The sequence below is a fragment of the Methyloparacoccus sp. NF-16 genome (genome assembly GCF_056880625.1).
This window is the reverse complement of sequence record NZ_CP174130.1, coordinates 1,750,677-1,776,554: the sequence shown is the minus strand read 5'-3', so window position 1 is coordinate 1,776,554 and position 25,878 is coordinate 1,750,677. Positions and strand designations below refer to the sequence as shown.

At 67.9% G+C, this 25,878-nt stretch carries 30 protein-coding genes; 10 read left to right on the top strand and 20 right to left on the bottom strand.

What is annotated here, in order from left to right:
- Positions 1 to 106 precede the first annotated feature (106 nt).
- Both zwf and ACH5N8_RS08560 read left to right on the top strand, forming a co-directional pair.
- Positions 107 to 1,591 (top strand): glucose-6-phosphate dehydrogenase, encoded by a 1,485-nt coding sequence (gene zwf / locus ACH5N8_RS08565; RefSeq protein WP_460027706.1) that lies wholly within the window; start codon positions 107 to 109, stop codon positions 1,589 to 1,591.
- A 142-nt stretch (positions 1,592 to 1,733) separates the two neighbouring features.
- Positions 1,734 to 2,027: a hypothetical protein gene (locus ACH5N8_RS08560; RefSeq protein WP_460027707.1), complete on the top strand. Its 294-nt coding sequence runs from the start codon at positions 1,734 to 1,736 to the stop codon at positions 2,025 to 2,027.
- 48 nt (positions 2,028 to 2,075) lie between these two features.
- Here ACH5N8_RS08560 and ACH5N8_RS08555 read toward each other — a convergent pair whose 3' ends face one another.
- From ACH5N8_RS08555 to ACH5N8_RS08515, 9 genes are all read right to left on the bottom strand, one after another.
- A complete protein-coding gene (locus tag ACH5N8_RS08555) occupies positions 2,076 to 3,800 on the bottom strand; it encodes a solute carrier family 23 protein (RefSeq protein ID WP_460027708.1) in 1,725 nt (574 codons plus the stop codon).
- A gap of 65 nt (positions 3,801 to 3,865) precedes the next feature.
- Positions 3,866 to 4,303, bottom strand: coding sequence for a thioredoxin TrxC (gene trxC, locus ACH5N8_RS08550; protein ID WP_460027709.1), 438 nt, complete (start codon positions 4,301 to 4,303; stop codon positions 3,866 to 3,868).
- Positions 4,304 to 4,381: 78 nt separating this feature from the next.
- The gene (locus tag ACH5N8_RS08545; protein ID WP_460027710.1) at positions 4,382 to 4,822 is read right to left on the bottom strand and encodes a protein YgfX; all 441 of its coding nucleotides are present in this window, start codon (positions 4,820 to 4,822) and stop codon (positions 4,382 to 4,384) included.
- A complete protein-coding gene (locus ACH5N8_RS08540) occupies positions 4,782 to 4,988 on the bottom strand; it encodes an FAD assembly factor SdhE (protein ID WP_460027711.1) in 207 nt (68 codons plus the stop codon). Before ACH5N8_RS08540 ends, ACH5N8_RS08545 begins: the two co-directional genes overlap by 41 nt.
- Before the next feature lie 35 nt (positions 4,989 to 5,023).
- Positions 5,024 to 5,809, bottom strand: a complete 786-nt coding sequence (locus tag ACH5N8_RS08535; protein WP_483281004.1) for a succinate dehydrogenase iron-sulfur subunit — start codon at positions 5,807 to 5,809, stop codon at positions 5,024 to 5,026.
- Positions 5,810 to 5,842: 33 nt separating this feature from the next.
- Positions 5,843 to 7,630, bottom strand: a complete 1,788-nt coding sequence (sdhA, locus tag ACH5N8_RS08530) for a succinate dehydrogenase flavoprotein subunit (RefSeq protein WP_460027713.1) — start codon at positions 7,628 to 7,630, stop codon at positions 5,843 to 5,845.
- Positions 7,630 to 8,010, bottom strand: coding sequence for a succinate dehydrogenase, hydrophobic membrane anchor protein (gene sdhD / locus ACH5N8_RS08525; protein WP_460027714.1), 381 nt, complete (start codon positions 8,008 to 8,010; stop codon positions 7,630 to 7,632). The genes sdhA and sdhD overlap by 1 nt, the downstream gene beginning before the upstream one ends.
- Positions 8,011 to 8,015: 5 nt before the next feature.
- Positions 8,016 to 8,417, bottom strand: coding sequence for a succinate dehydrogenase, cytochrome b556 subunit (sdhC, locus tag ACH5N8_RS08520; protein WP_483281003.1), 402 nt, complete (start codon positions 8,415 to 8,417; stop codon positions 8,016 to 8,018).
- Positions 8,418 to 8,445: 28 nt separating this feature from the next.
- Positions 8,446 to 8,604, bottom strand: a complete 159-nt coding sequence (locus ACH5N8_RS08515) for a DUF1674 domain-containing protein (RefSeq protein WP_460027716.1) — start codon at positions 8,602 to 8,604, stop codon at positions 8,446 to 8,448.
- A 275-nt stretch (positions 8,605 to 8,879) separates the two neighbouring features.
- Between ACH5N8_RS08515 and ACH5N8_RS08510 the strand changes: the two genes are divergently transcribed.
- The gene (locus ACH5N8_RS08510; RefSeq protein ID WP_460027717.1) at positions 8,880 to 9,536 is read left to right on the top strand and encodes a TVP38/TMEM64 family protein; all 657 of its coding nucleotides are present in this window, start codon (positions 8,880 to 8,882) and stop codon (positions 9,534 to 9,536) included.
- 19 nt (positions 9,537 to 9,555) lie between these two features.
- Here the strand turns inward: ACH5N8_RS08510 and ACH5N8_RS08505 are convergent, their stop codons facing one another.
- Positions 9,556 to 10,137: a hypothetical protein gene (locus tag ACH5N8_RS08505; protein ID WP_460027718.1), complete on the bottom strand. Its 582-nt coding sequence runs from the start codon at positions 10,135 to 10,137 to the stop codon at positions 9,556 to 9,558.
- A 296-nt stretch (positions 10,138 to 10,433) separates the two neighbouring features.
- On the opposite strand from ACH5N8_RS08505, the gene ACH5N8_RS08500 reads away from it, so the two are divergent.
- Positions 10,434 to 11,525, top strand: a complete 1,092-nt coding sequence (locus ACH5N8_RS08500) for a lytic transglycosylase domain-containing protein (RefSeq protein WP_483281002.1) — start codon at positions 10,434 to 10,436, stop codon at positions 11,523 to 11,525.
- 66 nt (positions 11,526 to 11,591) lie between these two features.
- Entirely contained in the window at positions 11,592 to 12,293 is a 702-nt protein-coding gene (locus ACH5N8_RS08495; RefSeq protein ID WP_460027720.1) for a S1 family peptidase, read from the top strand.
- Between the two features lie 96 nt (positions 12,294 to 12,389).
- Here the strand turns inward: ACH5N8_RS08495 and ACH5N8_RS08490 are convergent, their stop codons facing one another.
- Positions 12,390 to 12,884 (bottom strand): DUF1269 domain-containing protein, encoded by a 495-nt coding sequence (locus ACH5N8_RS08490; protein ID WP_460027721.1) that lies wholly within the window; start codon positions 12,882 to 12,884, stop codon positions 12,390 to 12,392.
- 289 nt (positions 12,885 to 13,173) lie between these two features.
- Here ACH5N8_RS08490 and ACH5N8_RS08485 point away from each other — a divergent pair, with 289 nt between their 5' ends.
- Together ACH5N8_RS08485 and ACH5N8_RS08480 are read left to right on the top strand one after the other, a co-directional pair.
- Positions 13,174 to 13,731, top strand: coding sequence for a hypothetical protein (locus tag ACH5N8_RS08485; protein ID WP_460027722.1), 558 nt, complete (start codon positions 13,174 to 13,176; stop codon positions 13,729 to 13,731).
- Positions 13,732 to 13,926: 195 nt separating this feature from the next.
- Positions 13,927 to 14,250 carry a hypothetical protein gene (locus ACH5N8_RS08480; RefSeq protein ID WP_460027723.1) on the top strand — a complete coding sequence of 108 codons (324 nt, stop codon included), beginning with the start codon at positions 13,927 to 13,929 and terminating at the stop codon, positions 14,248 to 14,250.
- An 18-nt stretch (positions 14,251 to 14,268) separates the two neighbouring features.
- On the opposite strand, the gene ACH5N8_RS08475 is transcribed toward ACH5N8_RS08480, so the two are convergent.
- The 3 genes from ACH5N8_RS08475 to ACH5N8_RS08465 are packed head-to-tail and all read right to left on the bottom strand — an operon-like array spanning position 14,269 to position 16,451.
- Positions 14,269 to 14,997: a polysaccharide biosynthesis/export family protein gene (locus ACH5N8_RS08475; protein WP_483281001.1), complete on the bottom strand. Its 729-nt coding sequence runs from the start codon at positions 14,995 to 14,997 to the stop codon at positions 14,269 to 14,271.
- 14 nt (positions 14,998 to 15,011) lie between these two features.
- A complete protein-coding gene (locus ACH5N8_RS08470) occupies positions 15,012 to 15,773 on the bottom strand; it encodes a hypothetical protein (RefSeq protein ID WP_483281000.1) in 762 nt (253 codons plus the stop codon).
- Positions 15,774 to 16,451: a P-loop NTPase family protein gene (locus tag ACH5N8_RS08465; RefSeq protein ID WP_483280999.1), complete on the bottom strand. Its 678-nt coding sequence runs from the start codon at positions 16,449 to 16,451 to the stop codon at positions 15,774 to 15,776.
- A gap of 402 nt (positions 16,452 to 16,853) precedes the next feature.
- Between ACH5N8_RS08465 and ACH5N8_RS08460 the strand changes: the two genes are divergently transcribed.
- Positions 16,854 to 18,104, top strand: a complete 1,251-nt coding sequence (locus tag ACH5N8_RS08460; protein WP_483280998.1) for a glycoside hydrolase family 57 — start codon at positions 16,854 to 16,856, stop codon at positions 18,102 to 18,104.
- Here the strand turns inward: ACH5N8_RS08460 and ACH5N8_RS08455 are convergent.
- Positions 18,090 to 18,458 carry a VOC family protein gene (locus ACH5N8_RS08455; protein WP_483280997.1) on the bottom strand — a complete coding sequence of 123 codons (369 nt, stop codon included), beginning with the start codon at positions 18,456 to 18,458 and terminating at the stop codon, positions 18,090 to 18,092. The two genes, ACH5N8_RS08460 and ACH5N8_RS08455, sit on opposite strands and share 15 nt — an antisense overlap.
- On the bottom strand, positions 18,455 to 19,525 hold the full coding sequence (locus ACH5N8_RS08450) for a PspC domain-containing protein (protein ID WP_483280996.1): 1,071 nt from the start codon (positions 19,523 to 19,525) through the stop codon (positions 18,455 to 18,457). Before ACH5N8_RS08450 ends, ACH5N8_RS08455 begins: the two co-directional genes overlap by 4 nt.
- A 119-nt stretch (positions 19,526 to 19,644) precedes the next feature.
- Between ACH5N8_RS08450 and ACH5N8_RS08445 the strand changes: the two genes are divergently transcribed.
- Positions 19,645 to 20,460: a ferritin-like domain-containing protein gene (locus ACH5N8_RS08445; protein ID WP_483280995.1), complete on the top strand. Its 816-nt coding sequence runs from the start codon at positions 19,645 to 19,647 to the stop codon at positions 20,458 to 20,460.
- Positions 20,461 to 20,481: 21 nt separating this feature from the next.
- Here ACH5N8_RS08445 and ACH5N8_RS08440 read toward each other — a convergent pair whose 3' ends face one another.
- Genes ACH5N8_RS08440 through ACH5N8_RS08425 form a run of 4 tightly spaced genes read right to left on the bottom strand, consistent with a single transcriptional unit; the run spans position 20,482 to position 23,912 of the window.
- Entirely contained in the window at positions 20,482 to 21,213 is a 732-nt protein-coding gene (locus ACH5N8_RS08440; RefSeq protein WP_483280994.1) for a UDP-2,3-diacylglucosamine diphosphatase, read from the bottom strand.
- 28 nt (positions 21,214 to 21,241) lie between these two features.
- Positions 21,242 to 21,856: a peptidylprolyl isomerase gene (locus ACH5N8_RS08435; RefSeq protein ID WP_483280993.1), complete on the bottom strand. Its 615-nt coding sequence runs from the start codon at positions 21,854 to 21,856 to the stop codon at positions 21,242 to 21,244.
- A gap of 34 nt (positions 21,857 to 21,890) precedes the next feature.
- Complete coding sequence (locus tag ACH5N8_RS08430) at positions 21,891 to 23,480, bottom strand: SulP family inorganic anion transporter (protein ID WP_483280992.1); 1,590 nt, start codon at positions 23,478 to 23,480, stop codon at positions 21,891 to 21,893.
- 30 nt (positions 23,481 to 23,510) lie between these two features.
- Positions 23,511 to 23,912, bottom strand: a complete 402-nt coding sequence (locus tag ACH5N8_RS08425; RefSeq protein WP_483280991.1) for a hypothetical protein — start codon at positions 23,910 to 23,912, stop codon at positions 23,511 to 23,513.
- A gap of 229 nt (positions 23,913 to 24,141) precedes the next feature.
- Here ACH5N8_RS08425 and ACH5N8_RS08420 point away from each other — a divergent pair, with 229 nt between their 5' ends.
- A complete protein-coding gene (locus ACH5N8_RS08420) occupies positions 24,142 to 25,845 on the top strand; it encodes an ABC transporter ATP-binding protein/permease (protein WP_483280990.1) in 1,704 nt (567 codons plus the stop codon).
- The last annotated feature ends 33 nt before the right edge of the window (positions 25,846 to 25,878 follow it).

Below are 25,878 nucleotides of genomic sequence, written 5' to 3'. Positions count from 1 at the left end.
ATTCTACCGGGGCCGGCGCGAACGGCTTCCGGCTTGCGACGGGCTGTGCCGTTGCCGTGTTCCGTCCGTCCGGTGCTGCCTGTCGCCATCATCCGAGGATCCCCACATGTCCCTGCACGAAACCCGCGAGATCGCTCCCTGCCATTTCGTCATCTTTGGCGCCACCGGCAACCTGGCCAAGATCAAGCTGCTGCCGGCACTCTACCACCTGGACGTGTCCGGCCACCTGCCGCCGGAGATGACGGTCGTGGCGCTGGGGCGGCGGCCCTGGACCGACGAGCAATGGCAGGAGAATCTGCTCGAATCGATCCGCGCGGCGGTCGGCGGGCATCTCAACAGCCGCGTATACGAGCGGTTCGCCAGACGCTTCCGCTATCTCTCGGGCGAGGTGCAGGATCCGGCCTTCTACCAGAAGCTGGCCGAGATGACATGCAATCAGGATGCCTGCGCCAATACGGTGTTCTACCTGTCGATCAAGCCTTCCGATTTCGGCACCGTGATCGGCCGCCTGGACGAGGCCGGTCTGAACAAGCCGCGCGGCCGTCACCGGATCGTCGTCGAGAAGCCCTTCGGCGAGGACATCGAGAGCGCGCGGCTGCTGAACCGGGTCCTGCACGAGCATTTCGACGAGGAACAGGTGTTCCGCATCGATCACTACCTGGGCAAGGAAACGGTGCAGAACCTCCTGGTGTTCCGTTTCGCCAACACGCTGGTCGAGCCGCTCTGGAACCGCAACTTCATCGATCACGTGCAGATCACGGTGGCGGAGGATGTCGGCATCGAGACCCGGGCCGACTACTACGAGCGGGCCGGTGCGCTGCGCGACATGCTGCAGAACCACCTGCTGCAGCTGCTGACCCTGGTGGCGATGGAGCCGCCGCCGGCGCTGGAGGCCGATGCCCTGCGCGACGAGAAGGTCAAGGTGCTGCGCTCGATCCGGCCGATTCCCAAGCAGGCGCTGCATGCCCATGCCTTTCGCGCCCAGTACGGGCCGGGCGTGGTCAACGGCGTCTCGGTGCCCGGCTATCAGGACGAGGCCGGCGTCGAACGCAACTCGGTGACCGAAACCTATGTCGCCGCCAAGTTCTATGTCGACAACTGGCGCTGGCGCGGAGTGCCCTTCTACCTGCGCACCGGCAAGCGGCTGGCGAAGTCGCAATCGATGATCGCCATCCGCTTCCGCCATCCGCCGCAGCAGCTGTTCCGCGAGACGCCGCTGGAGTTCCTGGAGCCGAACTGGATCCTGCTGTCCCTGCAACCCTCGGAAAGCATGCATGTGGAGATCCATTCCAAGCAGCCCGGTCTCGGCATGCAGACCCATACCGTGCAGCTGAACGCCTCCTATCGCCATGGCCACGAGGTCAAGCTGGATGCCTACCAGACCCTGCTGCTCGACATCATGGAGGGCGATCGCACGCTCTTCATCCGCTTCGACGAGGTGGAATGGGCCTGGCGGGTGGTCGATCCGATCCTCAAGCACTGGGCCACGCAGCGGGAGTTCATCCACACCTACCCGGCGGGTTCCTGGGGCCTGGCGGAGGCCAACCGCCTGTTCGACAAGGAGGAACAGTACTGGCGCAACGAACTGTGAGCGTTGCCGCCGCGGCGCGGCACCCCGGGGTACGGGCGGCCCTGGCTAGCCGAACGGGCGGGTTCGTCCCGCGGGAGGCCGGCAGCCGGGTGGCAAGTCCCGTCCCATCCGGGCCATCGTCAGGGGACAGGACCTGTCAGGGATGCGGAGCACGCTTCTGTATCGCCTCGCCTTCACGTTCGCGGCACTGACCGCCGCGCTGCTCGGCGTCTTTTTCCTCGTCGGCATCGGTGACGGCTCGGTGTCGGCATTCAATATCGAACTCTGGCTGTTCCTGCTCGCCGGTATGGCGGCCATCCTCGCGATCGGCCATGCGCTTCGCGCCCGTGGCCGGAGCGGTGCCGCCATCGCCGTGCTGGCCATCGCTGCCGTTCCCGGCCTGGCTTACGGGCTGTTCGTCCTGCTCCTCATCGTCATGCAGCCATCCTGGCATTAGGCCCGTCGGCGGCTGGATGGCCAGGGTCCGGCCGGCGGGCGGACTGCCTCAGTCGTTGAACACCAGCCGCAGCTCGCATTGATCGCCGGTCGCACGGATGTCCACGCGGTCGGCCAGCCGGCGCAGCATGTAGCCCGCCATCTGCAATACGGCGAGGTCGCTTTCCAGCAGTTCCTCGTGGGCCGGCGGGTGCATGGCCAGGGGCACCGCGGCGCCATGGTAGTGCAGCACGACGGTGAAATAGAACTCGTTGAACACGGTCTCCAGCTCGATCTGCTTGGTGGCGCTGTCCTCGCTCTGCACCAGTCCGTGTTCCGTGAGGATCTCGAAGGCCTGCCAGGTGGCGTACTCGGAGCGGCGGACGACATCGCCCCGCGCGCCCCAGCTTTTGCCCTGACGCTCCAGGAATTCGGCCACCTCGGCGATCGAGCTGTGCGCGGCATCGAAGGTCCGCCGCCGGCGGGTGTGATCGCCGAGCCGGAACACTGCCGACAGCAGCACGGCCGCCATCACCCCGAATCCCACGCCCGAGAACAGCATGGGCTTGAGGACCTCGGGCGCGTTCTTCATGAAGACCTCGCGCAGCGGCTCATAGCTGATGCCCAGCAGCAGGCCGACGCCGATGGTCAGGATCTTGCGATTGTCGAGCAGGCGCGAGGCGATGATCTGCAAGCCGGCCATGGTCGTGAAGCAGGCCAGGAAGATCATCGCCGAGCCCATGACCGACTCCGGCAGCAGTTCCCAGAACAGGATCGCCTTGGGCATGAAGGCCAGCAGCGTCATGATCGCCGCCAGCCAGTAGGCAAGGTAGCGGCTGGTGCAGCCGGTGGCGGCCGCCAGGCTGACGGCGCCGCCGCTAGAGGTGATCGGCACGCCGTTGAGCACGGCGGCGACGACATTGGTCAGCCCTTCGGCCACCACGCCCTGCCGGACCAGCGGCATGTCGGGCCGTTTCCAGTCGGCGTCGTTGAAGCGCTGCGCGGCGGTGATGCCGCCGAAGCCATGCAGGGCCAGAAACAGCCCGGTGAGGACCACCGGCGCGATGGTCTCGATTTCCAGGCGCCAGCCGATGCCCAGTGGCCGGGGTGCCAGAAACAGCGGGGTTTTCGCCAGCAGTTCCCAGGATGCGGCCGGAATGGTCTCCAGCCACAGGCTGGCGGCGACACCGACGCTGAGACCGATGAAGGCCGAGAACAGCCGCAGATACCCCGCGGACCAGACATTGCAGGCGATCATGGTGCCCAGCGTCAGGCAGCAGATCCAGAGGTCGTTGCCGGTGGCTATCCTGCCCGGGTGTGGCTCCATGATCAGCTTGAGCCCGTTGTGCCCCAGGCCCAGGCCGATCAGCATGACCGCCACGCCGGCCACCTGGATGTTGAAGATGCCGCGCAGCCGGGAAAACATGTGGCCGAAGACGATCTGGCTCAGGCCGATCACGCTGACCGCGCCGAAGATCGCCTCGATGCCGCCGATGATCTTGGCCATGGCCAGGGCGCCGAAGGTGGACGAGGTCGCCTGCAGCGGGCAGAAGTAGCCTGAGCCGATGCCCCAGCGGCCCCAGGATTGCAGCACCACGCCGATACCGGAGGCCAGCAGGGTGCCGGAAATCAGCTGCAGGGTCTGCTCATGGCTCAGGTTCAGGGTATGGGCGAACAGCGGCGATACCACCAGATAGACCGCCAGGAAGGACATCTGCTGCATCGCCAGGATCAGGGCGATCTGCAACGGTGGCTTGTCGTCCAGCCAGTACTGGATGTTGTCGGGCTTGCGCATGCGGGGCTATCCGGCGATGTTGGCGGGGGGGGGAAGCCGGCCCTCCCGTAGGGCCGGCCGGTGGCTCATGGCAGGTGTTGCCGCACCCAGCGGACGATGTCCTCGGCGCCCAGGGCGCCGGACTGGCGGGCGATTTCCCGGCCACTGCGGAACAGCACCAGGGTCGGGATGCTGCGGATCCGGAACTCCCCGCCGATGTCGGGTTCCGCCTCGGTATCGAGCTTCGCCAGGCGCACCTGCGGCTCCAGCCGCCTGGTCGCCTCGGCAAAATGCGGGGCCATCACCTTGCAGGGCCCGCACCAGGGCGCCCAGAAGTCGACCAGCACGGGGATGTCGTTGCGGCCGATCTGGCGGGCGAAACCGGCCTGCGTCAGTTCCACGGGCTGGCCGCTGAACAGCGGGGCGCGGCACTGTCCGCATCTCGGCTGCTGGTCGAGCCGGCTGGCCGGCAGGCGGTTGACGGCGTGACAGGCCGGGCATACGAGATGGAGGGCATCGCTCATGGTCGAGGATCCTGAAGTGGCGGATGGCCATCAGTGTCGGGTTTTCCGGCGCCCGGGGCAACCCGGGCAGGCCACCGTTCAATCCCCGGCGGTCCCGGTGGATTGGTATCCCCGCACCTTGAGATGGACGCGCAGGCGCCGGAACGACTCGGGGTCCACCGCGTCGCGCCAGATGGGCACGGCCAGCCGGCACCGGTCGGTCGACCGCAGATGCAGGATGACCAGCCAGGGCGTGACCACGGTGCCAGGTTCCAGTTGCGCCATCAGGGTCTGGCCGGGCAGCACGATTTCCCACTCAGCCTCCGCCGTCAGGGTCAGGCCGCGCACCCTTGCCGGCTGTCGCCCCTGACGGTGGAGACTGAACAGGATGCCAACCGCGCCGAACGCCTGCGCCGACAGCGGCAGCGGCGTCATCAGGCAGGCCAGGATCGCCAGGCCATGGGTCAGCCGCAGCAGCACCCGCAGTGTCGGTGACGCCTCAGGGATGAGGTGCAGCGGTGCGGCGGATCTTGTCGACAAGCTCGGTCAGCCGGGCTTCCGCAGGCGCCGCCTGTTCGAACAGGTAGCGCCACAGGTCCTCGTCGGGGTGCTCCAGCAGGGCCTCGAAGGCAGCCTGCTCCGCCTGGCCGGCGCGGTCATAGGCGGTATCCAGGTAGCGCGTCAGCAGCAGATCCAGCTCGCGCATGCCGCGCCGGCAGCGCCACCGCAGCCGCCCGGGACTCATTCGTCGTGCGGCCGGCGCACCATCAGGGACTTGATTTCGGCGATGGCCCTGGCGGGATTCAGGGACTTGGGGCAGGTATCGGTGCAGTTCATGATGGTGTGGCAACGATACAGTCTGAAAGCGTCCTCCAGGCTATCCAGCCGGTCCTGCGTGGCCTGGTCGCGGCTGTCGCGCAGCCAGCGGTGGGCCTGCAGCAGCACCGCCGGGCCGAGATAGCGGTCGCCGTTCCACCAGTAGCTGGGACAGCTGGTCGAGCAGCAGGCGCACAGGATGCACTCCACCAGCCCGTCGAGCTGCGCCCGCTCGGCATGCGATTGCAGGCGCTCCCGGTCGCCGGGCGGCGACGCGTTCTTGAGCCAAGGTTCGATGGCGGCATACTGCCGGTACACCTGCGACAGGTCCGGCACCAGGTCCTTGATCACCGGCAGGTGGGGCAGGGGGTAGACCTTGACCACCGGGCGGCAATCGGCGATGGCCTGGGTGCAGGCCAGGGTGTTGCGGCCATCGATGTTCATGGCGCAGGAACCGCACACGCCCTCGCGGCAGGAGCGGCGGAAGGCGAGGCTGCTGTCGGTCTGGCTCTTGATGCCGAGCAGGGCGTCCAGCACCATGGGGCCGCAGCGGTCGAGATCGACCGTGAAACGGTCCACCCGCGGGTTGCCGCCGCTGTCGGGATCGTAGCGGTAAACCTCGAAGCGCCGCGTCCGCGTGGCGCCGGCCGGGGCCGGGTGATCCTGGCCCTTGACGACCTTCGCGTGCGCGGGGAGGGTGAACTGCACCATGGGTATGGCCTTGTTGCGTGGGCGTTGACAGGATCAGTAGACCCGTTTGGCCGGTGGCACCGCGGCCACCTCCGGGGTCAAGGTATGCAGATGCACCGGCCGGTAATCGATGCGCAGCCGCCGGCGCGGGTCCAGCCAGGCCAGGGTGTGCTTCAGCCAGTTGTCGTCGTCGCGTCCGGGAAAATCCTCCCGGGCATGCGCGCCGCGGCTTTCCTGGCGGTTGAGGGCGCTGGCCACGGTGACCAGGGATTGCTGCAGCAGGTTCTCCAGTTCCAGGGTTTCGACCAGGTCGGTGTTCCAGATCAGCGAACGGTCGCTGACGCGCACCGCGTCGAAGCGCTGGGCGATCCCGGCCAGTTGCAGCAGGCCCTCCTGCAACACCTGGCCGTTGCGGAACACGCTGGCATGGCCCTGCATGGCGCGCTGCATGGCCAGGCGGATGTCGGCGGTCGGTTCCTGGCCACTGGCATGGCGCAGGCGATCGAAGCGATCCAGGCAGGCGGATTCGGCTTCCTGGGCGAGTGCCGGATGTGGCTGGCCCGGGCGAATCAGCTCGGCGCAGCGGTGGGCCGCGGCGCGGCCGAACACGACTAGGTCCAGCAGCGAATTCGAGCCCAGCCGGTTGGCGCCATGCACCGAGACGCAGGCGGCCTCGCCGATGGCCATGAGGCCCGGCACCACCGACTCGGGGTCGCCGTCGCGCAGGGTGACCACTTCGCCATGGCAATTGGTGGGAATGCCGCCCATGTTGTAGTGCACGGTCGGCAGGACCGGCATCGGCGCGCGGTGCACGTCGATGCCGGCAAAGACGCGGGCAGTCTCGGCGATGCCCGGCAGGCGCTCGTCGATGATGGCGGGATCGACCTGCTCCAGGTGCAGGAGCACATGGTCCTTGTGCGGCCCGCAGCCACGCCCTTCGCGAATCTCGATGGTGATGGCGCGGCTGACGACATCGCGCGAGGCCAGGTCGCGGGCATGCGGCGCATAGCGCGCCATGAAGCGTTCGCCATCGGCATTGGTGAGATAGCCGCCCTCGCCGCGCACACCCTCGGTGATCAGGCAGCCGGCGCCGTAGATCCCGGTCGGGTGGAACTGCACGAACTCCATGTCCTGCAGTGGCAGTCCGGCCCGCAGCGCCATGGCGTTGCCGTCGCCGGTGCAGGTGTGCGCCGAGGTGCAGGAAAAGTAGGCGCGGCCATAGCCGCCGGTGGCGAGGATGACCTGATGGGCGCGGAAGCGGTGCAGGCTGCCATCCTCCAGGCACCAGGCGAGCACGCCGTGGCATTCGCCCGATTCCATGAGCAGGTCGAGGGTGACGTACTCGACGAAGAATTCCACCCGGCGCTTGAGTGACTGCTGGTACAGCGTGTGCAGGATGGCGTGGCCGGTCTGGTCGGCCGCGGCGCAGGTGCGCTGCGCCGCGCCCTGGCCATAGTGCGTGGTCATGCCGCCGAAGGCGCGCTGGTAGATCTTGCCCTCGGCCGTGCGCGAGAACGGCACGCCGTAATGTTCCAGTTCGACGATGGCGGGAATGGCTTCGCGGCACATGTATTCGATGGCGTCCTGGTCGCCCAGCCAGTCGGACCCCTTGATGGTGTCATACATGTGCCAGCGCCAGTCATCCTCGCCCATGTTGCCGAGCGCGGCGCTGATGCCACCCTGGGCGGCCACCGTGTGGCTGCGGGTGGGGAACACCTTGGTGACACAGGCGGTCCTGAGCCCCCGTTCGGCCAGGCCCAGCGCGGCCCGCAGCCCGGCCCCGCCGGCGCCGACGACCACGACATCGTAGTGGTGCTCGATCGGATCGTAGGCCCTGGGCATCAGCCTGTCCCGGCCCGTACGTAGAGGGCGGCGGCCGACACCAGCAGCACGGCCAGCAGCAGCAGGCGGATGGCGCCGAGTCCGAGCCGCTTGACCAGCGGCCCATGCACGTAATCGTCCAGGATGCAGCGCAGGCCGAGATGCGCATGCAGCAATGTCAGCGCCAGGAAGGCCAGCAGCGGTCCGTAGTGCATGGGCCTGGTCATCCAGATCCCGAGCGTGGCGGCATCGCAGGCGGGCAGGGCGGCCAGGTTGAGGGCAAGCCAGACCGTCAGCGGCAGCAGCAGCAGGGCGGTCAGGCGCTCACCGAGCCATTCCCGGGTGGCGGGATGCGGCCAGCGGCGCTGGCCTCGGGCGAACGGCGGGGCGGCGGCACGCATGATGCTCATCCACCCGGCAGGCTGTGCAGCCGGGCGAACAGGAACAGCCCGCCCGTCAGCGCCAGGGAAGCGGCGATTTCCAGGATGTTGTGCGTCAGCAGGCCCTGCCGCTCCAGGCCGAAGCCCAGATCCCACAGCAGATGGCGGATGCCATGGCAGACATGAAACATCAGCGCATACAGCCAGGCCCACCAGACGACCTGTGCCGGTCCCGTGCGCAACAGTGCCAGCAGCGCATCGAGCCGTTCCGGCCACCAGGCGGCGACGGCGAGGCCGGCCGGTATCGCCAGCAGCCCCAGCGACAGCAGTACGCCGGTGATGCGGTGGCTGATGGACAGCAGGGCGGTCAGCGGCAGTCGGTAGACCTGCAGGTGTGGCGACAGCGGGCGATTCGGTAGGCTGGCCATCAGGGTGTCCTGGGATGCTCGGGCCGGTTCAGAAATCGATGCAGCGGCCGGCCTTTTCCCAGTCGCCGTAGCGGGTGGGATCCGGCGCGGGCGGAACCGCCGGGGAGGTTGGGGCGGTTCCGGGTGTCGGGGATGCGGCCTCGGGGGCGTGGTCGTCGGGAATCTTGCGCGGGTCCATCGTGACCATCGTCGTCTCTATGCTTTGCGACTTTATACCGTGACGGTTCACCCTTCACAACCAATCCGGGCCGGGCCGGATCCCGGGGGGCGTCTCGCACGGGCCCGTAAGGGCAGCTTGCCGGGCGTTTCGGCCGGGCGCGGCAGAGCGGGGAAACAGTCTGTCCCCGGGTGGGGACAGAGGATTTCCAGGGACCCCAGGCCGGCGATCTGCTACGCTTCGCGCGTGCATCTGTCACGCCCCGTCCTGTCCCGCCATCGCTTCATTGCCCAATCGCCGCCTTCATGAAGAAAAGCCTGCCCTGGTTGACTGCCGTCCTGCTGTTGGCCAGCCCGCTGGTGCTGACCCTGCCCTGGCAGGAATGGCTACAGGCCGGCATCGGCCTGAGAGCCACGATGCGGGCTTTCGGTTCCTGGTCGGCCCCGCTGTTCGTGCTGGCGACGGCGCTGGCGACGGCGCTGGGCCTGCCACGGCTGGTGTTCTGCGTCATGGGCGGCTGGCTGTTCGGCTTCGCGTGGGGCTTTGCCTGGAGCCAGCTCGGCAGCCTGCTGGGCGCCTATGGGCTGTTCGTGCTGGCGCGGCACACCCGTCCCGAGACCCTGCTGGTCAAATACCCGCGGCTCCGCGCGCTGAGCGCTCCGGTCGGCCGCGGCTGGTTTTCCGTGCTGGTGGTGCGCCAGTTGCCGCTGGCGGGGCTGTACAACGACATTCTCCTGGCCTGGAGCCCGGTCAGCCATCGTGATTTCTGGATCGGCAGCTTCATTGGCTTCCTGCCGCTGGGCATCACCGCCAGCCTGATGGGCGCCGGCGCCATCCAGGCGGATCTGGCCGTGGTCGGCCGTTACCTGGCCATGGGCGCCCTGCTGTTCGTCACGTTCTCGCTGGCCCTCAAGTGGCTCGTGCAGCGGCGGGTCACGGCATCGCCCACCGAGTGGGTCTGATCCGCTTCCCGGCGCGCCCTCAGTCCGGACACTGTCTGAGCAGCCGGTAGAAGCCGTCCCGGACCTTGGGGCTCAGCGGCACGATGTAGAGCTGCGGGCCGATCTTCAGGGTGAACTGCTCGGTCGCCGTTGACGCCCGGACCAGGGTGTTCTTGAAACCGGGCAAGCCCTCGATGTCGATGGCGTAATGCTCGTCCTCCGTGCCGGTGCTGCTGGCGATGCGGGATGCCGTGAGGCTCTCTTCCCCTGCGGCGGTGGCGAAATGGACGCTATCGCTGGCGAGCAGCTCCTCGAGGAGGCGCCCGCGCGCCCGGCGGTCGAAGGGGCCGATGCTGATGCCGCGCACGGCCGCGGCGCAGACCAGGCTGAGGCTGGGCATCTGCTGGTAGCAGAGCAGCGGACATTTCATGTGCTGCGGGGTCAGGCAGGGATAACAGGCGCTACCGGGCGGGCCGAAGTCGAGCGCGCGGTAGAACTCGACCCGGTCCACCCGCTCGATGACATGGTCCAGCACCAGGGGTGGCGGCGGCTCCGGCGGCAGGCTCTCGTCCGGTTCCTCGGCCCGCAGGGGCGTTCCCGCGAGCAGCAACAGCAGTGCCATCAGCCAGCCGGCGCCGCATCGCGAACGGATTCGGCCGCGTCCCGGTGGTCGTGCGGCAGGGGGGAGAGGGCGGGTCATCATGGCGGCTGGCGATGCGGTGCGACAACGCCGCATCATACCGCAGGGGGATCGGCCCGGGCCGGACGCCTGGCGGCAGGCCGCCATGGCCCGCGACCCTCCGCGCCAGGCGGTCGGCGCCCGCTGGAGGAGGCCTTCCCGGTCGCGGGCCGCCCCGGCAAACCTGCCAGGGCCGCTTTGCTACCATGCCGGCTTTTGCGGGATTTTGGGTCAGGCGGGTGAAACGATCGTTTCGGGCAAGACGGCCAGGGGAGCGTCAGCCGGGCAAGCCGCTGCCGGCCAGACCGCGCCCGCAGCGCACGACCTGGGCGCCCCCGCCGGTCAGGCCGGCCGCGCGGGCGCCGGTCTGGCAGAGCGGCCTGCGCCTGTTCCTGGAAGGCCTGCTGCTGGCGTTCACGGGGCTGATCGCCACGATGGCCGTCATGGGCCGGGCGGCAGGCTGGTTTGGCGGTACCGGCCTGACCGACAGCCTGTTGCCCTTTACCGGCACGGTGCTGCTGCTGGCCATCGCCGGCTCGCTGTTCCTCTGGGCCTGGTCGCGGCTCCGATCCCGCTGGCTGCGGGCGGGCCCCTGGCGGCCCGCCTTCGCCGCGCTGCTGGTGGCCCTGGGCGGCGTCCTGTTCGCCTGGCGAGCGGATTTCCAGGCCGACCTGCGCAGCCTGCGCACCCTGGTCGGCGGGGTCGAGCAGGCCGGCCGCGCGGCCGTCGCCCATCAGGTCTATGCCGCCTACCGCCGGGCCGATCTGGCCGTCATGCAGACCATCCTGCGGCGGACGCCCCCCTACGGGCAGCCCATGCGCGAAGCGGCGCGGCGCAACCGTATCGATGTCGGCGTGCTGGTCGGCATCGGCGTGGCCGAATCATCCTTCGTGCCGCGCGACAGTCGCGACGGCGGCCGCGGCCTGTTCCAGATCACCGCACCGCCGCAGGCGGCGGCGGCGCGGATTCGCCGTCTGCTCGGCGTCGACACGTTGGATTACCGCAATCCGCGGCAGAACGCCTGGCTGGCGGCCGCCACCTTGCGACATTACCTGGACGAGATGCGCGGCGACCTGTTTCTGGCGCTGCTGGCCTACAACATCGGCCCGCGCAATGGCGGCCTGCTGTCGATCATGCGCCAGTACGGCGCCCGCGATTTCTTCACCATACAGCCCTACCTGCAGCACCTGCCGCGCGATTATCCGATCCGCGTGCTGACGGCGGCGCTGGCCTACCGCCTGTGGGATCGCCTGGGCGCCTTGCCGCGCTACGAGGACGGCGACAATGCCCGCGTGATCCAGTCGCTGGGCATCCCCGGGCTGGAAGACTGAGGCCGGAACTCGCCCGGGGATGGCCTTCTCCAAGTCCGGGTCCTGGGGCATGCGAGGGAAATCACCATGAAACAACTGGCCCGCTGGGGGATGGCCGGCGGACTCTATCTGGCGCTGGCGGCGCCGGCCGTGGCCGGGTTCGACGCTGCCGTGTCCCGCACGGTGGTGCAGATACGCGGCATGGACGCGGCCGGCAAGCTGTATTTCGGCTCCGGCGTCATCGTCGGCCCGGACACGGTGGCGACCAACTGTCATGTGGTACGGACCGGCGGCCGCATCGGCGTGTTCCGCGGTGCGGAAAGCTATCCGGTCCGGGCCGAGCGGGTGGATGTGAGCCGCGATCTCTGCCTGCTGCAAGCGCCGGGGTTGGCCCCGCCATCGGCGAAACCGGCGCCGCTGGCCGCGCTCAAGGCCGGCCAGCCCCTGTCCTTCTACGGTTTTCCACGGGCCCTCGGGCTGTCCTACTCGGAAGGCCGGCTCAAGCGGCTGCATCCCTTCGGCGGCAGCCGTGTCATCGAGACGACCGCCTTCTTCACCCTCGGTGGCAGCGGCGGCGGCCTGTTCGATGCCCGCGGCCGGCTGGCGGGACTCGCGACCTTCCTGGCGCCGGGGCATGGCGGTGCGTATTTCGCCATCCCGGCCGACTGGATCAGGGCGCTGACCTCGCGCCCCTGGTCGGCGGTGGCGCCGTTGCCGGGACGCTCGTTCTGGGAGGAAACGTCGCACGGGCCGGCCTTTCTGCAGCGACCGGGCGCGCCGGGTCGCTGACGGTCGGATGCCGGATCGGGACGCAGGGTCTGCCGCGCCGGGCCGACGCATGCCGGGGGATGCTCAGTCCCCCGGCCGGCAGCGGAGGAGGTGGTCTCAGGCGGATTTCGCGGCGTCCAGCGCGGCTTGCAGCTTGGCCTCATCCTCGTGCGAGAGCGAGGTCTGGATGATGCGGCCACCGGCACCCCGGAGTTCCTCCAGCACCTTGTCCGGCGTCGCCTTGCGCACCAGCACGAACAGCGCCGAGGTGCCGGGCTGGAAGCTCTGGGCCAGATCCTTCATGAACGTGTCGTTGATGCCGACATCCGACAGCGCCCCGGAGATTGCCCCGGCGCCGGCGCCAACGGCGGCACCCAGCAGGGGATTGAGGAACAGCATGCCGATCAGCGCGCCCCAGAAGCCGCCGCCGACGGCGCCCATCTGGGTCAGCGGGTAGGCCTGGTTGAGCCGGATCTTGCCGTCCCGGTCCTTGACCGCCACCACGGCATCTTCCAGGTCGATCAGATAGCCCTTCTGCATCTTCGCCAGCTTCAGCCGGGTTTCCTCGGCCTTGAACGGGTCATCGTAGCCGATCACGATCAAGTCGCTCATCTCGCAGCTCCTGTGCTTTGGGTTTGGGAAAAGGAAGCGCAGATTACAGGAGAAGCCGGCCAGCCGCCCGCAAAAACCCGCCAGGCGCCACCCGGCCGGGCGACCGGCGAGATCCGTAGCGACCGCGGGGGCGCCTGTTGCCCTGGGCGGCGCCACCGGGGCCGGTGTCGGCGAGACGACACGGCCGCCATCGGAGCTTGCTACACTGCGCGGGCTTAATCATCGGTTCCGGGCGGGTCCCGGAAGCTGTTCAACGGGACCGGACGCGGTCCGCGCCATTAGGGACGACATGAAGACACTGACACGCACTGCGCTGCTGGCCTTGACGCTGGGACTGAACACCGCCGGGCCCGCCGCCGCCGATCCGCCGACCTCCGCCAGCACCTATGACGACAGCGGCAACTACGGCAATGCCTATGGCTATGGCCGTGGCCGTAACCTCGGCGCGCCCGGCGTGGTGGCCGACCTCCTGCTGCTGCGCCCGTTCGGCCTGGCCATGACCATCGGCGGGGTAGGGCTGCTGGTGGCGACCTCGCCCTTCACCGCCATTGCCTCTGCCGCGCCGCCGCATGACGCCTTCCTGCGCGTCGGCAACGCGCTGGTGGTGGGACCGGCGGGCTTTACCTTCAACCGCCCGCTCGGCGAGTTCAGCTATCAGCGCAGCGGTGTCTATCCCGTGCTGACCAAGCCGGAGGATCGCCCGGTGCGGACCCAGGCGCCGGTCCCGGTCGCCCCGCGGCCGGTCACCACGACTACCCGCGCCCCGAGCCAGCCGCTCTATCGGTATGCGCCGGATCGCCTGGAATATCCTGCTGACGCCAGGGAAGAAGCCGAAAAGAGGCAGTAGGGGCGCGGGAGCCTGGCGCTTTCCGGGCTGGCCCGGTGGCTTCCGGCTTACCGCTGCCGCGCAGCGGCAGGATCGATGAGCCGGGACAGCCGCGCTGCGCTACTTCCAGGCGATGACGCGAGGAGCATTACCGGGATGTCGTATCGGTCCTCTGTGGAAATAAGGCGGTATGCAGGCAAATGGCGGGCTCGGCTGTTGGCTGCCTCGTGGCTGCTGCTGGCGAAGATCGCCTGGGCCACCGGATGCCGTTCGGACCTGGATTGCCCCAACCGCCATTGCCTGTATCTGCCGGGGGCCTATGCCCAGGGGCAATGCGCCGATTGGGTGCCGTCGACGGATTTCAGGGTATCGAAACCGGAGGCGCGTCCGCGGCCTCTGGCAACGCGCAAGCCGGGGGACAGCTGCGAGTTGGGGGTGGACTGCCTGCCCGGCTATCGCTGCTATTTCAAGACGGCGTTCACGCCACCGGGGATCTGCCTGCCCGCCGCCCCCGCCACCGAGGAGACGGGCAAGCGCTAGGCGCGCCGGGAACACGCCTCAGTTGACCAGGCCGGGGTAGTAGCCGATGAACAGCTGCCTCTGCATGGGGATGAGCTTGTCGACATACTGGGACACCCGGACATCGGCCTCGGCGATGTCGGACCGCGGTACGAAGACCACGTCGAAACGGTGCAGGGGGATGTCGGCCGCGGGCGTCTTGCCTTCCAGGATGTCCTTGAGGTTGAGGGTTTTCAGCATCGACGTGTTCCGGGGCGTGCGACGCAAGAGGATGACCTGCTCCAGGTTGGCGGTTTCCAGCAGGCCGCCGGCCTCCATGACGCCCTGCAGCACCGACATGCCATGGGCCAGCTTGAGCATGCCGGGCTTGTTGACTTCGCCGGCGACGAAGATCGCCTGCGAGCCGAAGATGCGCGGCGTCACGTTGACATCGGGGTGCCTCAGCTCCCGGGCATAACGCTGCCGCACGTCCTCCGCGACCTGTCCCGGCGTCTTGTCCAGCACGTTGACCGCGCCGATCAGATCCAGGTGCACCAGCCCATCGGGCGCCACGATTACGCGGTCGCTGAATTCCGGGTTGTACAGGAGCTTGATGTCCAGTTCGTCGCCGGGCAGCAGGGTGTATTCGGCCTCCCGCTGGTTCCAGGCCTCGGGTTTTTCCGGCGGTCGTTCCACGGGCTCCAGGTGGGCGCACCCGTAAGCCTGGAGCAGAAGGGCGAGCGCCGGCAGCCAGCGGATGCGGCGGAAGGGGGCGATGAGCAAAGCCATGGGTCGGTCCCGGTTCAATCGGCGCGGTTATCGTGGAGGCTTCGTCGCTGGACCGCGAACCGGAGGGTGCCGTCGAGGGTGACGATTTCCAGTTCCAGGGGGATGTGGCGGCTGGCGATGCTGCCGTCATCGCCGATGAACAGGTCGACGACGCTGGGACCCACAGGGCGAAAGTCGGCGATGGAGCCATCCGCGCGGTTGACGACACGGCCCTCCGAGACCACCTGCAGCACGGGGTGCTGGCTGCCGGGCAGGGTGTCCCATTGCTTGTAGGGCAAGCCACCCCGGGTATACAGGCGCATGGACTGGATGGCCGGCCAGCGCGGTGTTCCCGAGCCCTGCTTGAGGGCGAACTTCAGGTTGCGCGGGTAGAACCGCAGCCAGGTATCGAGGATCTGGTCTTCCTGCTGGAATCTGTGCACACCGGCCAGATCGCGCCGCTTGCGTCCGACCAGGTAGACGAAGGGCGGCGGTGGGTCCTGGATGTTATCCGTGGCCGTGTAGGAGTGCGACGGTGGCGACGGCGCGTCGGCGTCCGGTGCCAGCCAGCCGCCGTGCGCCTCTTCCGGTCGCGCGTGACCATAGGATGGCGGGGTGATGAAATAGCCGCCGGGATGGTCGTCGCCGGGTCCGCCCCAGGCCAGCGGGGATAGCGCGCCGAGCGTCAGGATCAAGGGGCAGCGGATCGGCGCGAACGGCTTGCCGCCAGGTCCGCTCAGGCGCGTCCGGCCAGGTTCGCCATGCCCTGGCGAAGGGTGGGCGGGCCGCAGCGCCATCTACAGCCTCTCCAGCCACTGATAGACGCGCTGCGGGATGTAGAACCGCCGCTTGTTCAGTACCGTGCCGATCAGGGGGGCATCCTGGGCCCGCAGGCGCTCGCTGAGCGAGGCCACCACGGGCGCGCGGGTGGCCTCGGCAGCGACGACGATGACCACCGCATCCATGCTGCCGCTGACGCTGATGCCATCGAAGGACGCGGAGGCCGGCGGCGAATCGACGATGGTCAGCACGAACCGTTCGCGCACGGCCGACCAGAAGTCCGGCGAGTTGGCCAGGCAGAGGGCATCGGGCTTGTACCCCCGCAGGCGGCTGTAGTACAGGGCGCTGCTGCCGGTGGCGATGAAGTCGAGGCGGTAATCGCGGTCATGGCCGCCGGCCTGGTACAGCAGCCCGGCATCGATCGCCGCCGGCCTGGCCAGCGGGTCAACGGTATCGGCTGGCTGACGCACCAGGTCGCCGAAACCTTGCTCGTGCGCGCTGTCGTTCAGGTCCAGGTTGAGCAGCAGCACCGGGTAGCGGGTATGCCGGCTGGCGACCAGGGCGAAGTCACGGGACAGGGTCGAGGTACCCTCGCCCGGCGTGGCCGCGATGAACTGGATGACCAGGCCGGCGCCGGGAACGAGGCGGGGATTCAGCAGGGCAAAGAGATTTTTCGCCTCAGTTTCCAGCAGCATGCGGGTATCGTGGCAAGATGCGTCTCGATGGCGTGAGGCCCATGGGGTGGGGTATGCGGGCCGGCCGGTGGCCGGGTCGATCCAGGCTCGGGCAGACAAGCTCATACGTTACGTGACCGGCCGCCACCGCGCAAGGCATGGGCTTTCCGCCGTGGCAAGGCCCGGGTTTCGCGTCCGGCCGGCCAAGCTCCGCGGCAAACCCCCGCTGTAACAGCGATGCCGGTGGGTGTAAAAAGTCTGTTACCGGCTGATATGCCCAAAATTAGGAGTTTGAGGTCCCCTTTCCGGTGCATCGCCTTCATAATTGGGGTTTTTTGCACACCCGTCTCCCTATCCTGGGGCGGGCTGTCCCGTTTCCATGACATTCATGGCCTTGCCCGGCTCAAGATTACGGTAATACGCATGCCTGTCGTCCATCACGCGCTTGTCCTCAACCTGCACCAGCCACACGGCAATCTCGAACAGCTCCTGGCCAGCAAGCCCTGGGAGGCGCGCGAGATTCTCTACGCCTACGACCGCATCGCCCGCTTTCTCTGGGCTTACGAAGACACGGCCCGCGTTCACCTGTCGCCGTCCGGCAGCCTGCTGGAAACCCTGTCCTGTCCCGTCTTCCAGCAGAATGTCTACGGTATCGTTGATTGCGGGGCGCTGCTCTGGCATCTGCAAAACCGGAGCATTATCGACATTCTCGGTACCGCTTATTACCACCCGATCCTGCCGCTGATTCCGGAGGCCGATCGCGAAGAGCATCTGCAGCGCTGGCAGGGTATCGCCCGGCATCTGTTCTGGCGGGAAGCGTTCCCGGGTTTCTGGCCACCGGAAATGGGGTTCTCGATGACCCTGATTCCGCTGCTGAAGCGCCTCGGGTATCGCTATGTGCTGGTCGACTGCGAGCATGTGCGTGCGCTGACGCCGATGACCGAGGCGGAACGGCTGTACCGCCCGCATATTGCCCGCCTGGGCAGCGATGAGATCATCGTCGTCGTCCGCGATCGCCAGCTCTCGGGCGCCATGGCCGACGGGCTGGACTACCCGGCCTTCCAGCAACTGGTGGCCGAGCGTACCGGCCACTGCGATTTCGAGCCGCTGGTCACGACCGCCTGCGATGGCGAGAACGGCGCCTGGTTCCGCAATACCGACGACGAGGCCAATTTCTGGGGCGGGTTCTACCGTCACCTGCTCGACGATGCGCGTGACGGCGGCGACATTCGGCCGGTCTTCCTGTCGGATTACCTGGATCGCTTCGGCACCCTGGGCGAGGTCACCGTCACCACCGGCGCCTGGAACACCGAATGGCACGACGGGCGGGAGTTTGCCCAGTGGACCGGCTCGGAAGCCCAGCAACACACGCTGGACCGCCTGGCCGTGGTCAGCGCCGAGGTGCACGATGCCATGCAGGCCGCCGGCCAGCGCGAGCTGGGCGGGCAGGAACAATCCGTCCTGGAGGAGGCCCACTGGCGCCTGCTGCGCGCCGAGACCTCCTGCAACTTCTACTGGGGCGAGGACTGGGTGGCCCGGGCCAATCGCGATCTCGACGATGCCGAGGCGACCCTGCGCCGTTTCCGTGCCAAGAAATACCTCATCGACGCCGATCCCGGCTGGCACGATGCCGGAGAGTCCTCCTGCGGCGTGGCGGGCTCAATCGCCGATTAGCTCGAAGCTGTTGCCGTCCGGGTCCTTGCAGAAGACCACCGGGCGGCCCGAACGGCTGGCCTCGAAGGCGATGCCGGCCGCCGCCAGCTTCTGCCGCAACCCGTCGAGATCGCGCACCCGCAGGGCCACATGTCGCTGCATGCCGGGGTAGACGTCGCGGATTTCCGGTTGCAGCGCCTCGGGGCAGACCAGCAGGTGGATCTGCTGCTCGCCCACCTGGTACCAGACGCCCGGAAACGGCTTGTCGGGCCGCATCGGCGACAGGGCCAGGCCGAGGATGTCTTCATAGAAGGGTCTGGCCGCGGCGAGGTCGCGGACGACCAGGGAGGCATGGTGGATCGCGTAGGCACTCATGGGGCAGGTTCCGACGTGGGGGAATCGGTCAGCCGAAACGGCTGGGCGGCGAATTTTTCCCGCAGGAAGCGCCCGTGGACGAGCAGGCCGGTCGCATCCCTTTCGAACAGGCTTTTCGCCAGGTCGTGCAGGGTGGTGTCGAGCAGGCGCAGCTGATCGCCCAGGGCCTCCTCGGCGGTCTTGCCGCCCCGGAGCCTGGCGGTGCGGGCCAGGTCGGCGGGCAGCCGCAGATACTCGCTCAGCGCGTCGGGGAGATATTCGAAGGCGATCTTGCGTATCTCGTGCGGGCGCAGGTCGAGGACGTCCCGGTCCTCCGGGCGCTGCTCCAGCCGCTGCAGCAGGAAGCCGAGCTTGTCCGCGATGCCCTCCAGCACGGCCAGGGTGTCGGTGCCGCTGCGCGCCCGCAATTGCGCCTCCAGGGGCGCCAGCGTCTGGCGCCAGGCCGCGAGTTCCGGCGTGTCCGGCCGAGGCTGGCCGAGGCTGGCGAGGAAATCGCGCTCCACGACCGCGCGGGCCGCCGCCTCGAAACTCTGACCCAGCGCGGCCAGCTGTTCGAGCACGGCCTCGGCGGCGGCGGATGGCTGGCCGCGGAACGGTTGCGCCGGCATCGCCAGGATCCTGTCCAGCAGCCAGGGGAATTGCCGCAGGGCGAGCTGACGCAGCCGGTCGTCCGCGGGGTGCGGGCTGTCGGCCTCGAAGTCGGCGGCGATCAGCTTCACCGATTCGAAGCAGGCCAGGACCGGGTCGGCGACCAGGGCGTCGTGCTTGCGACTGATGCGCCTCACCTGCTTCCGCAGGCGCCCGAGTTGGCGCCGCAGCGACCAGGACACCCGCGGCAGCGGCAGTTCCTCGGTGCTGGGCAAGGCCAGCCAGAGCGCCAGGTAGATGCCCATGCCCAGGCCGCCGAAGAACATCGACAGCAGGAACAGGAAGCGGATCAGGTTGACGTCCCAGCCCGTATAATCGGCAAGGCCCGCGCAGACGCCCCCCAATCGCCGGCGGTGGGTGTTGCGCTGGAGTCGGCGGGGCCGGTCGGGGAGGCGGGGGCGGTAGGTGTCGGGCGTCATCGCTGCGCTGTTGCCGGATTCGGTCAGCGAATTGTATACCGCCGACAGGCTATCCCGGCCCGGACTGGGGGCTGGCCCTTGCTCGCACAGCGCCGGCATCCGCATTCACCCGATTCACGATGACCCACATGCATTTTCACCGGCTGGCGAGCGACTGCCTGCTGCAACCCGAGATCGAGGCCAAGCTGGCGGCGACCCATGCGGCGGAAGGCTGGCTGGCGGGTGGCGAGCTCCGTTTCGATGTCCCCGAACCGCCGGTGCCGGCGGATGCCGTGCGTTTTCCGCCGCGCCCGCTGCTGGTCGAGCCGCGTGAACTGCCGCGCCGGTCGCTGCATACCCCGGAGGGACGCATCGCCTTCCTGCATGCCGTGGCCCACATCGAATTCACCGCCATCCTGCTGGCCTGGGACATCGCCTACCGTTTCCGCGGGCTGCCGGACGCTTTCTACCGCGACTGGCTGGGCGTGGCGATCGAGGAGGCCCGCCATTTCAAGGCTGTGCGCGCGCGCCTGCGATCGCTGGGCGCCGATTATGGCGACCTGCCCGCGCATCGCGGGCTGTGGGAACTGGCCGAGCAGACCGCCGGCGATGTCCTGCACCGGCTGGCGCTGGTGCCGCGCTTCATGGAGGCGCGCGGCCTGGATGTCACGCCGGCCATGATTGACAAGCTGCGGGCGGCGGGCGATGCGGACAGCGTGGCGGTGCTCGAACTCATCCTGCGCGAGGAGATCGGCCACGTGGCATTGGGCAGCCGCTGGTTCCGGCATGTCGCCGGCGCGCGCGGGCTGGATGCCGAGCAGACCTATTTTGCGCTCATCCGGCGTTATATCCAGGGCGGGGTGCGGGGTCCCTTCAACCGGGCGGCCCGGCGCCAGGCCGGTTTCAGCGAGACCGAGCTGGCGCGGCTGGACGGGCTGGGCGCTGCCGCGCCCTAGACGGTTCTGGACGCTTGCCGGTCAGGCCAGGGGCTCTTCCCGCAGGCCGCGGCGATCGGCCACCAGCAGCCATTCCCGCCCATTCCACTCCGGCAGCACCCACCGTTCCGCCGCCATGCCGTCAATGGTGATGACCTGGCGGCCGGGCCGGTGGGTATGGCCGTGGATCAGGCGGCGTACCCCGTGCCGGCGAAAGGCCTCGGCCACGGCGTCGCCGTTGACGTCCATGATTTCCCGCGTCTTGCCGCCCTTGTCCAGGCCGCTCTTGAAACGGTACCAGCGGGCGTAGAGCTGGCGCAGCCACAGCGGCTTGCCCAGCGCGTGGGCCTGCCAGGCCGGCGAGCGGACCCGTCGCCGGGCCGCCTGGTACTGGAGGTCGTCGGTGCAGAGGAGGTCGCCATGCTGGAGCAGGGCGGGGGTGCCGTAGAGGTCGACCACCGCCGCCTCCGGCAGCAGGGTCGTGCCGGTCGCGCGGCAGAAGCGTTCGCCGAGCAGGAAGTCGCGGTTGCCATGCTGGAAGAAGACCGCCGTGCCGGCGTCGCTCAGGCGCCGCAGGGCCATGCGGATGGCGTCGTGGGGCCAGGCCTCGTTGTCGTCGCCGAGGTAGGCGTCGAACAGGTCGCCGAGAATGTAGAGCCGCTCCGCACCCGCCGCCCGGCCGTGGCAGAAGCGCAGGAAGCGCTCCACCACGGCCGGGCGGTCGGCCGTCAGATGCAGGTCGGAGATGAACAGCGCTTCCGGCCGCAGGGCCATACGGTCGCTGTGCCGATCCCGCAGCGGGCTAGTGGGCCGCGACGACGCTGGCCTTCCTGATCACGATGGCGGTCTGCGGAACGTCGCTGGGCATGGGACCACCACGGCCGGTCGGCACGCTGGCCATCTTGTCGACCACGTCCATGCCCTGGACGACCTCGCCGAACACGGCATAGCCCCAGCCCTGCGGCGTCGGACTCTTGTAGTCGAGGAAGGCGTTGTCCGCATAGTTGATGAAGAACTGCGCGGTGGCCGATTGCGGATCGGAGGTGCGCGCCATGGCGATGGTGCCGCGCTTGTTGTGCAGGCCGTTGTCGGCCTCGTTCCGGATCGGCGCCTTGGTCGGTTTCTGCGCCCATTGCTCGGTGAAGCCGCCGCCCTGGGCCATGAAACCGGCGATCACGCGGTGAAAGATGGTGCCGTCGTAGTGGCCGTCCTTGACGTAGCCGAGGAAGTTCTCGACCGTCACCGGGGCCTTGCCCGCCTCCAGCTGAATGACGATGTCGCCGAGGCTGGTTTCGAGTTTGACTTGGGGGGCGGGGGTGGTCACAGCTTGTTTCTCCGTTTTCTTGGGTGTGGCCAGGACGGGCCCGGCGAGTGAAAGGCTCAGGATACAGGACAGGGGCAAAAGCAGGGATCGCATGGTTTCCTCGATGGCTGGGAAGCGGATGGCCGGGTCAGGGCCCGGTGGCCGGTGTGCCGGCAGGCGGCAGCGGCATGGGCAGGTAGCTGATGCCGTTGACATTTTTCAGCTCGACCCGGATGTTGTTGTCGACCGCGTTGACGATGAAATCCTCCAGTGTTTCCAGGATGTCATGGTCGATGAACTGGGCGCGTGTCCCGTCGATGATGACATAGCTGTTTCCGTCGACGCGGTCGAGCGCCTGCCGCAGCGGCGCCTTGTTCAGGAAGGAGACGTCCTTTTGCAGCCGCAGCAGATAGTGACGGCCGTTCTGGGTCAGGACGATGGCGGAATGGAAATTGCTGCGGATCACGTAATAGACGCCGAACACCAGGCCGATGGCCATACCCTTGAGCAGGTCCGTCAGCAGGATCGCGACCACCGTGACCAGGAAAGGCACCAACTGGCTGGCGCCCTTGGCGTGCATCTCACGCAGCAGGGCCGGCTTGCACAGCTTGTAGCCGGTCAGCAGCAGGATGGCGGCCAGGCTGGCCAGGGGAATCTGGTTCAGGTAGCGGCCGAGGAACAGCACGCTCGACAGCAGCAGCGCGCCATGAACGAAGCAGGCGACCCGGGTCTTGCCGCCCGCCTGGATGTTGGCCGAGCTGCGGATGATCACGGCCGTCATGGGCAAGCCACCGAGCAGGCCGCTGACCAGGTTGCCGATGCCCTGCGCCTTGAGCTCGCGATCGGTCGGCGCCACCCGTTTCAGGGGGTCCAGCTTGTCCACGGCCTCCAGACTGAGCAGGGTTTCCAGGCTGGCGACGATGGCGAGGGTCAGGGCCAGTTGGTAGACGCGTGGATTGCGCCACTGGCTGAAGTCCGGCCCCGGCAACTGGCTGGCGACCTCGCGCAGTCCGCTGACACTGGGCAGGTTCACCAGATGGGTTTCGGCGATGGCCCATTCCGGCGCGTGGATGCGGCTGAAAGCCTGCCAGCAGACGCCCCAGACGACGGCGACCAGTGGCCCCGGCACCAGGGCCAGCCAGCGTCGGCGACGTATGGCTTGGGTTTCCCACAGTAGCAGGATGGCCAGGGCAACACCGCTGACCAGCATGGCGCCCGGTGAAAGGGCCTGGGCCGAATACAGCAGTTCGGTCAGCGTGGTGTGGTCGTCGCTTTGCAGGAAGGTCTCGTCGCCCTCGAAGTCGGCGTCGTAGCCGAGCGCATGGGGGATCTGTTTGAGGATGAGGATCAGGCCGATCGCGGCCAGCATGCCCTTGATGACCGCCGAGGGAAAATAGGCTCCGATCACGCCGGCCCGCAGGAAGCCCAGCAGCAATTGGATCATGCCGGCCAGCACCACCACGGACAGGAACACCGGGTAGCTGCCCAGCGCGTCGATGGCTTGCGAGACGATCATGGTCAGGCCGGCGGCGGGGCCGCTGACGCTGAGCTGCGAACCGCTGAGCCAGGCGACCAGCACGCCACCGACCACGCCGGTGACGATGCCCGCCATCAGCGGCGCGCCCGAGGCCAGGGCGATGCCCAGGCACAGCGGCAGCGCCACCAGGAACACGACAATGCCGGCCGGTATGTCGTCGGCCAGGTGCTGGAGGTAATAAGCGGGCTGCTTGTGGACCATGCGGCGAGTCGGGGAGAGGCGCCGTCCGGTCTATTGCCGGCCCTTGCCGGAGACCGCCTTCCAGCTGCCGTCGTCCTCGTGGCAGAAGGCGATGCCGGTGACCCGCCGGAGTCCGCGGGCCATGCCGATGATCTTGACTTGCCGGCAGTCGCGATCGCCACGCTTGACGGTCTTCAGCACGGTAAATTCACCGGACGCCTTGGTCGCCGGGTTGGACCAGGCGATCGGCTGGCCGTCCGGCGCGGTGTCCAGGGTTTTCTGCAGCGTGCTTTCGAACAGCTGCCAGTCCTCATCGGTGAAGTTGCCGGATGGCGTGTTCCAGAGCGTCGCGCCATAGGTGCCCCAATAGGCGATGGCATGCGCCGGATGAGGCAGGACAGGGCTGGTCAGCAGCAGGCAGAGGGCGAGTTTCCGGGCCAGTTTGGCGTGCATGGGCATAGCTCCAGAGTCGGGTGCGGCAGTTCGCGGCCTTGGGGTTCGGGTTGGGGATCGGGCGCACGACAGGCGGCCCGCGCTGCCAGTACGGGCGCGAGCCCCGGGGGGACGCCGCGGCAACGCTGTCGCTGGCGAGGTGGAGCGCAAGATTCGCTCCCCGCCCAGCGTCACTGTTAATATCCTACCAGCTAACCATCGGGCTGAACGCAAACCGGGCTGAATCCGCATGTTCCGACTTCCCATCAATGAACAGGGCTGGGGACTGTTCCATCGGCTGATCGCCAATTTCCGGCGCTCCGAGTACGGTAACACGGCCCTGACGCTGTTCATTGCCCTGATCGCGCTGCTGGTGGGCGTGAACGTGCTCAACATCCTCAACAGCTATGTCGGCCGCGATTTCATGACCGCGCTGGCGGATCGCAACACCGACGTGTTCATGCGCGAGGCGGTCTACTACGTCCTGGTGTTTGCCGCCTCCACGGTAGTGGCCGTGGTGCTGCGCTATTGCGAGGAAAAGCTTGGCCTGGTCTGGCGCCAGTTTATGACCACCGAGTTCATCAAGCTGTATGTGACGCCTCCCACCTATTACCGGATGAACGATGACCTCATCCGCCAGAGCGGCGTCGAGCATCCGGACCAGCGCATCGCCGACGATGTGAAGGCCTTCACCACCGTGACCCTGTCGTTCATCCTCATGGTGTTGAACGGCGTCTTCACGGTCGTGGCGTTCTCGGGCGTGCTGTGGATGATCAACCCATGGCTGTTCGGCGCGGCCCTGTCCTATGCCTTCGTCGGTTCCTACGTCACCGTCCGGCTGGGCAGCCCGCTGGTCGATCTCAACTACAAGCAGCTGGACAAGGAGGCCGCCTTCCGTTCCTGCCTGATCCACGTGCGGGAAAAGGCCGAATCCATCTCGCTGCTACACCACGAGGCCGGCATCAGGCCACGCCTGCTGCGGCAGTTCCAGGAACTGACGGACAATTTCCTGGCCATCATCGGCGTCAATCGCCGGCTCGGCTTTTTCACCACCGGCTACAACTGGCTGATCCAGATCATCCCGGTCCTGCTGGTGGCGCCGCTCTATATCCAGGGCCGGGTGGAGTTCGGCGTCGTCACCCAGTCGGCCATGGCCTTTGCGACGCTGGTCGGCGCCTTCTCGCTGATCGTCACCCAGTTCCAGTCGCTGTCCTCCTATGCCGCGGTGATCCAGCGGCTGATCAACCTTTGGTACGTGATCGAGCTGGCCCAGACGGAGACGGTGTCCGGCCTCGATGTCCGCGAGGAAGACGGCGAAATCGTCTACGAGAAGCTGACCCTGCTCTCGCCCAGCGACAAGCGTGTGCTGGTCAAGGATCTCAATGTCCGCATTCCCCATGGGACATGGGTCCTGGTGACCGGCGACGAGGTTGCCCGCGATGCGCTGTTCAAGGCGACGGCGGGCATCTACGATGCCGGCAAGGGCCTGGTCCGGCGGCCGGCGCTGGACGCCATCCTGTTCCTGCCCGAAAAGCCCTATCTGCCGCCCGGCACCCTGCGGCAGTCGCTGACGCCGGTGCATGCGCAGGTGTCGCCCAGCGACGCGCAGATCCACGCCATGCTGGGATTGCTCAACGCCGCGGAAATCATCGGCCGCGCGGGCGGGCTGGATGTCGAGCACGACTGGGACACGTTGCTGTCCGCCCACGAGCAGCGCCTGGTGTCCTTCGCGCGCATCCTGCTGGCGAAACCGCGTTTCGCGGTGATGGCCAATCCCGGGCGCGATCTGGCGGTCGAGGTCCGCGACCTGATCTTCAAGCTGATGCAGGAGCACGACATCACCCTCATCACCATGGGCCATCTCGGCAAGCGCGACCGCGACGACCACGCCAAGCAGTACGATGCCGTGCTGGAACTCGGCGAGGCCGGCCACTGGCGCTGGCGCAAGACCTGAACCGGCCGACCGCCGCAAGATTCACCCGAAACG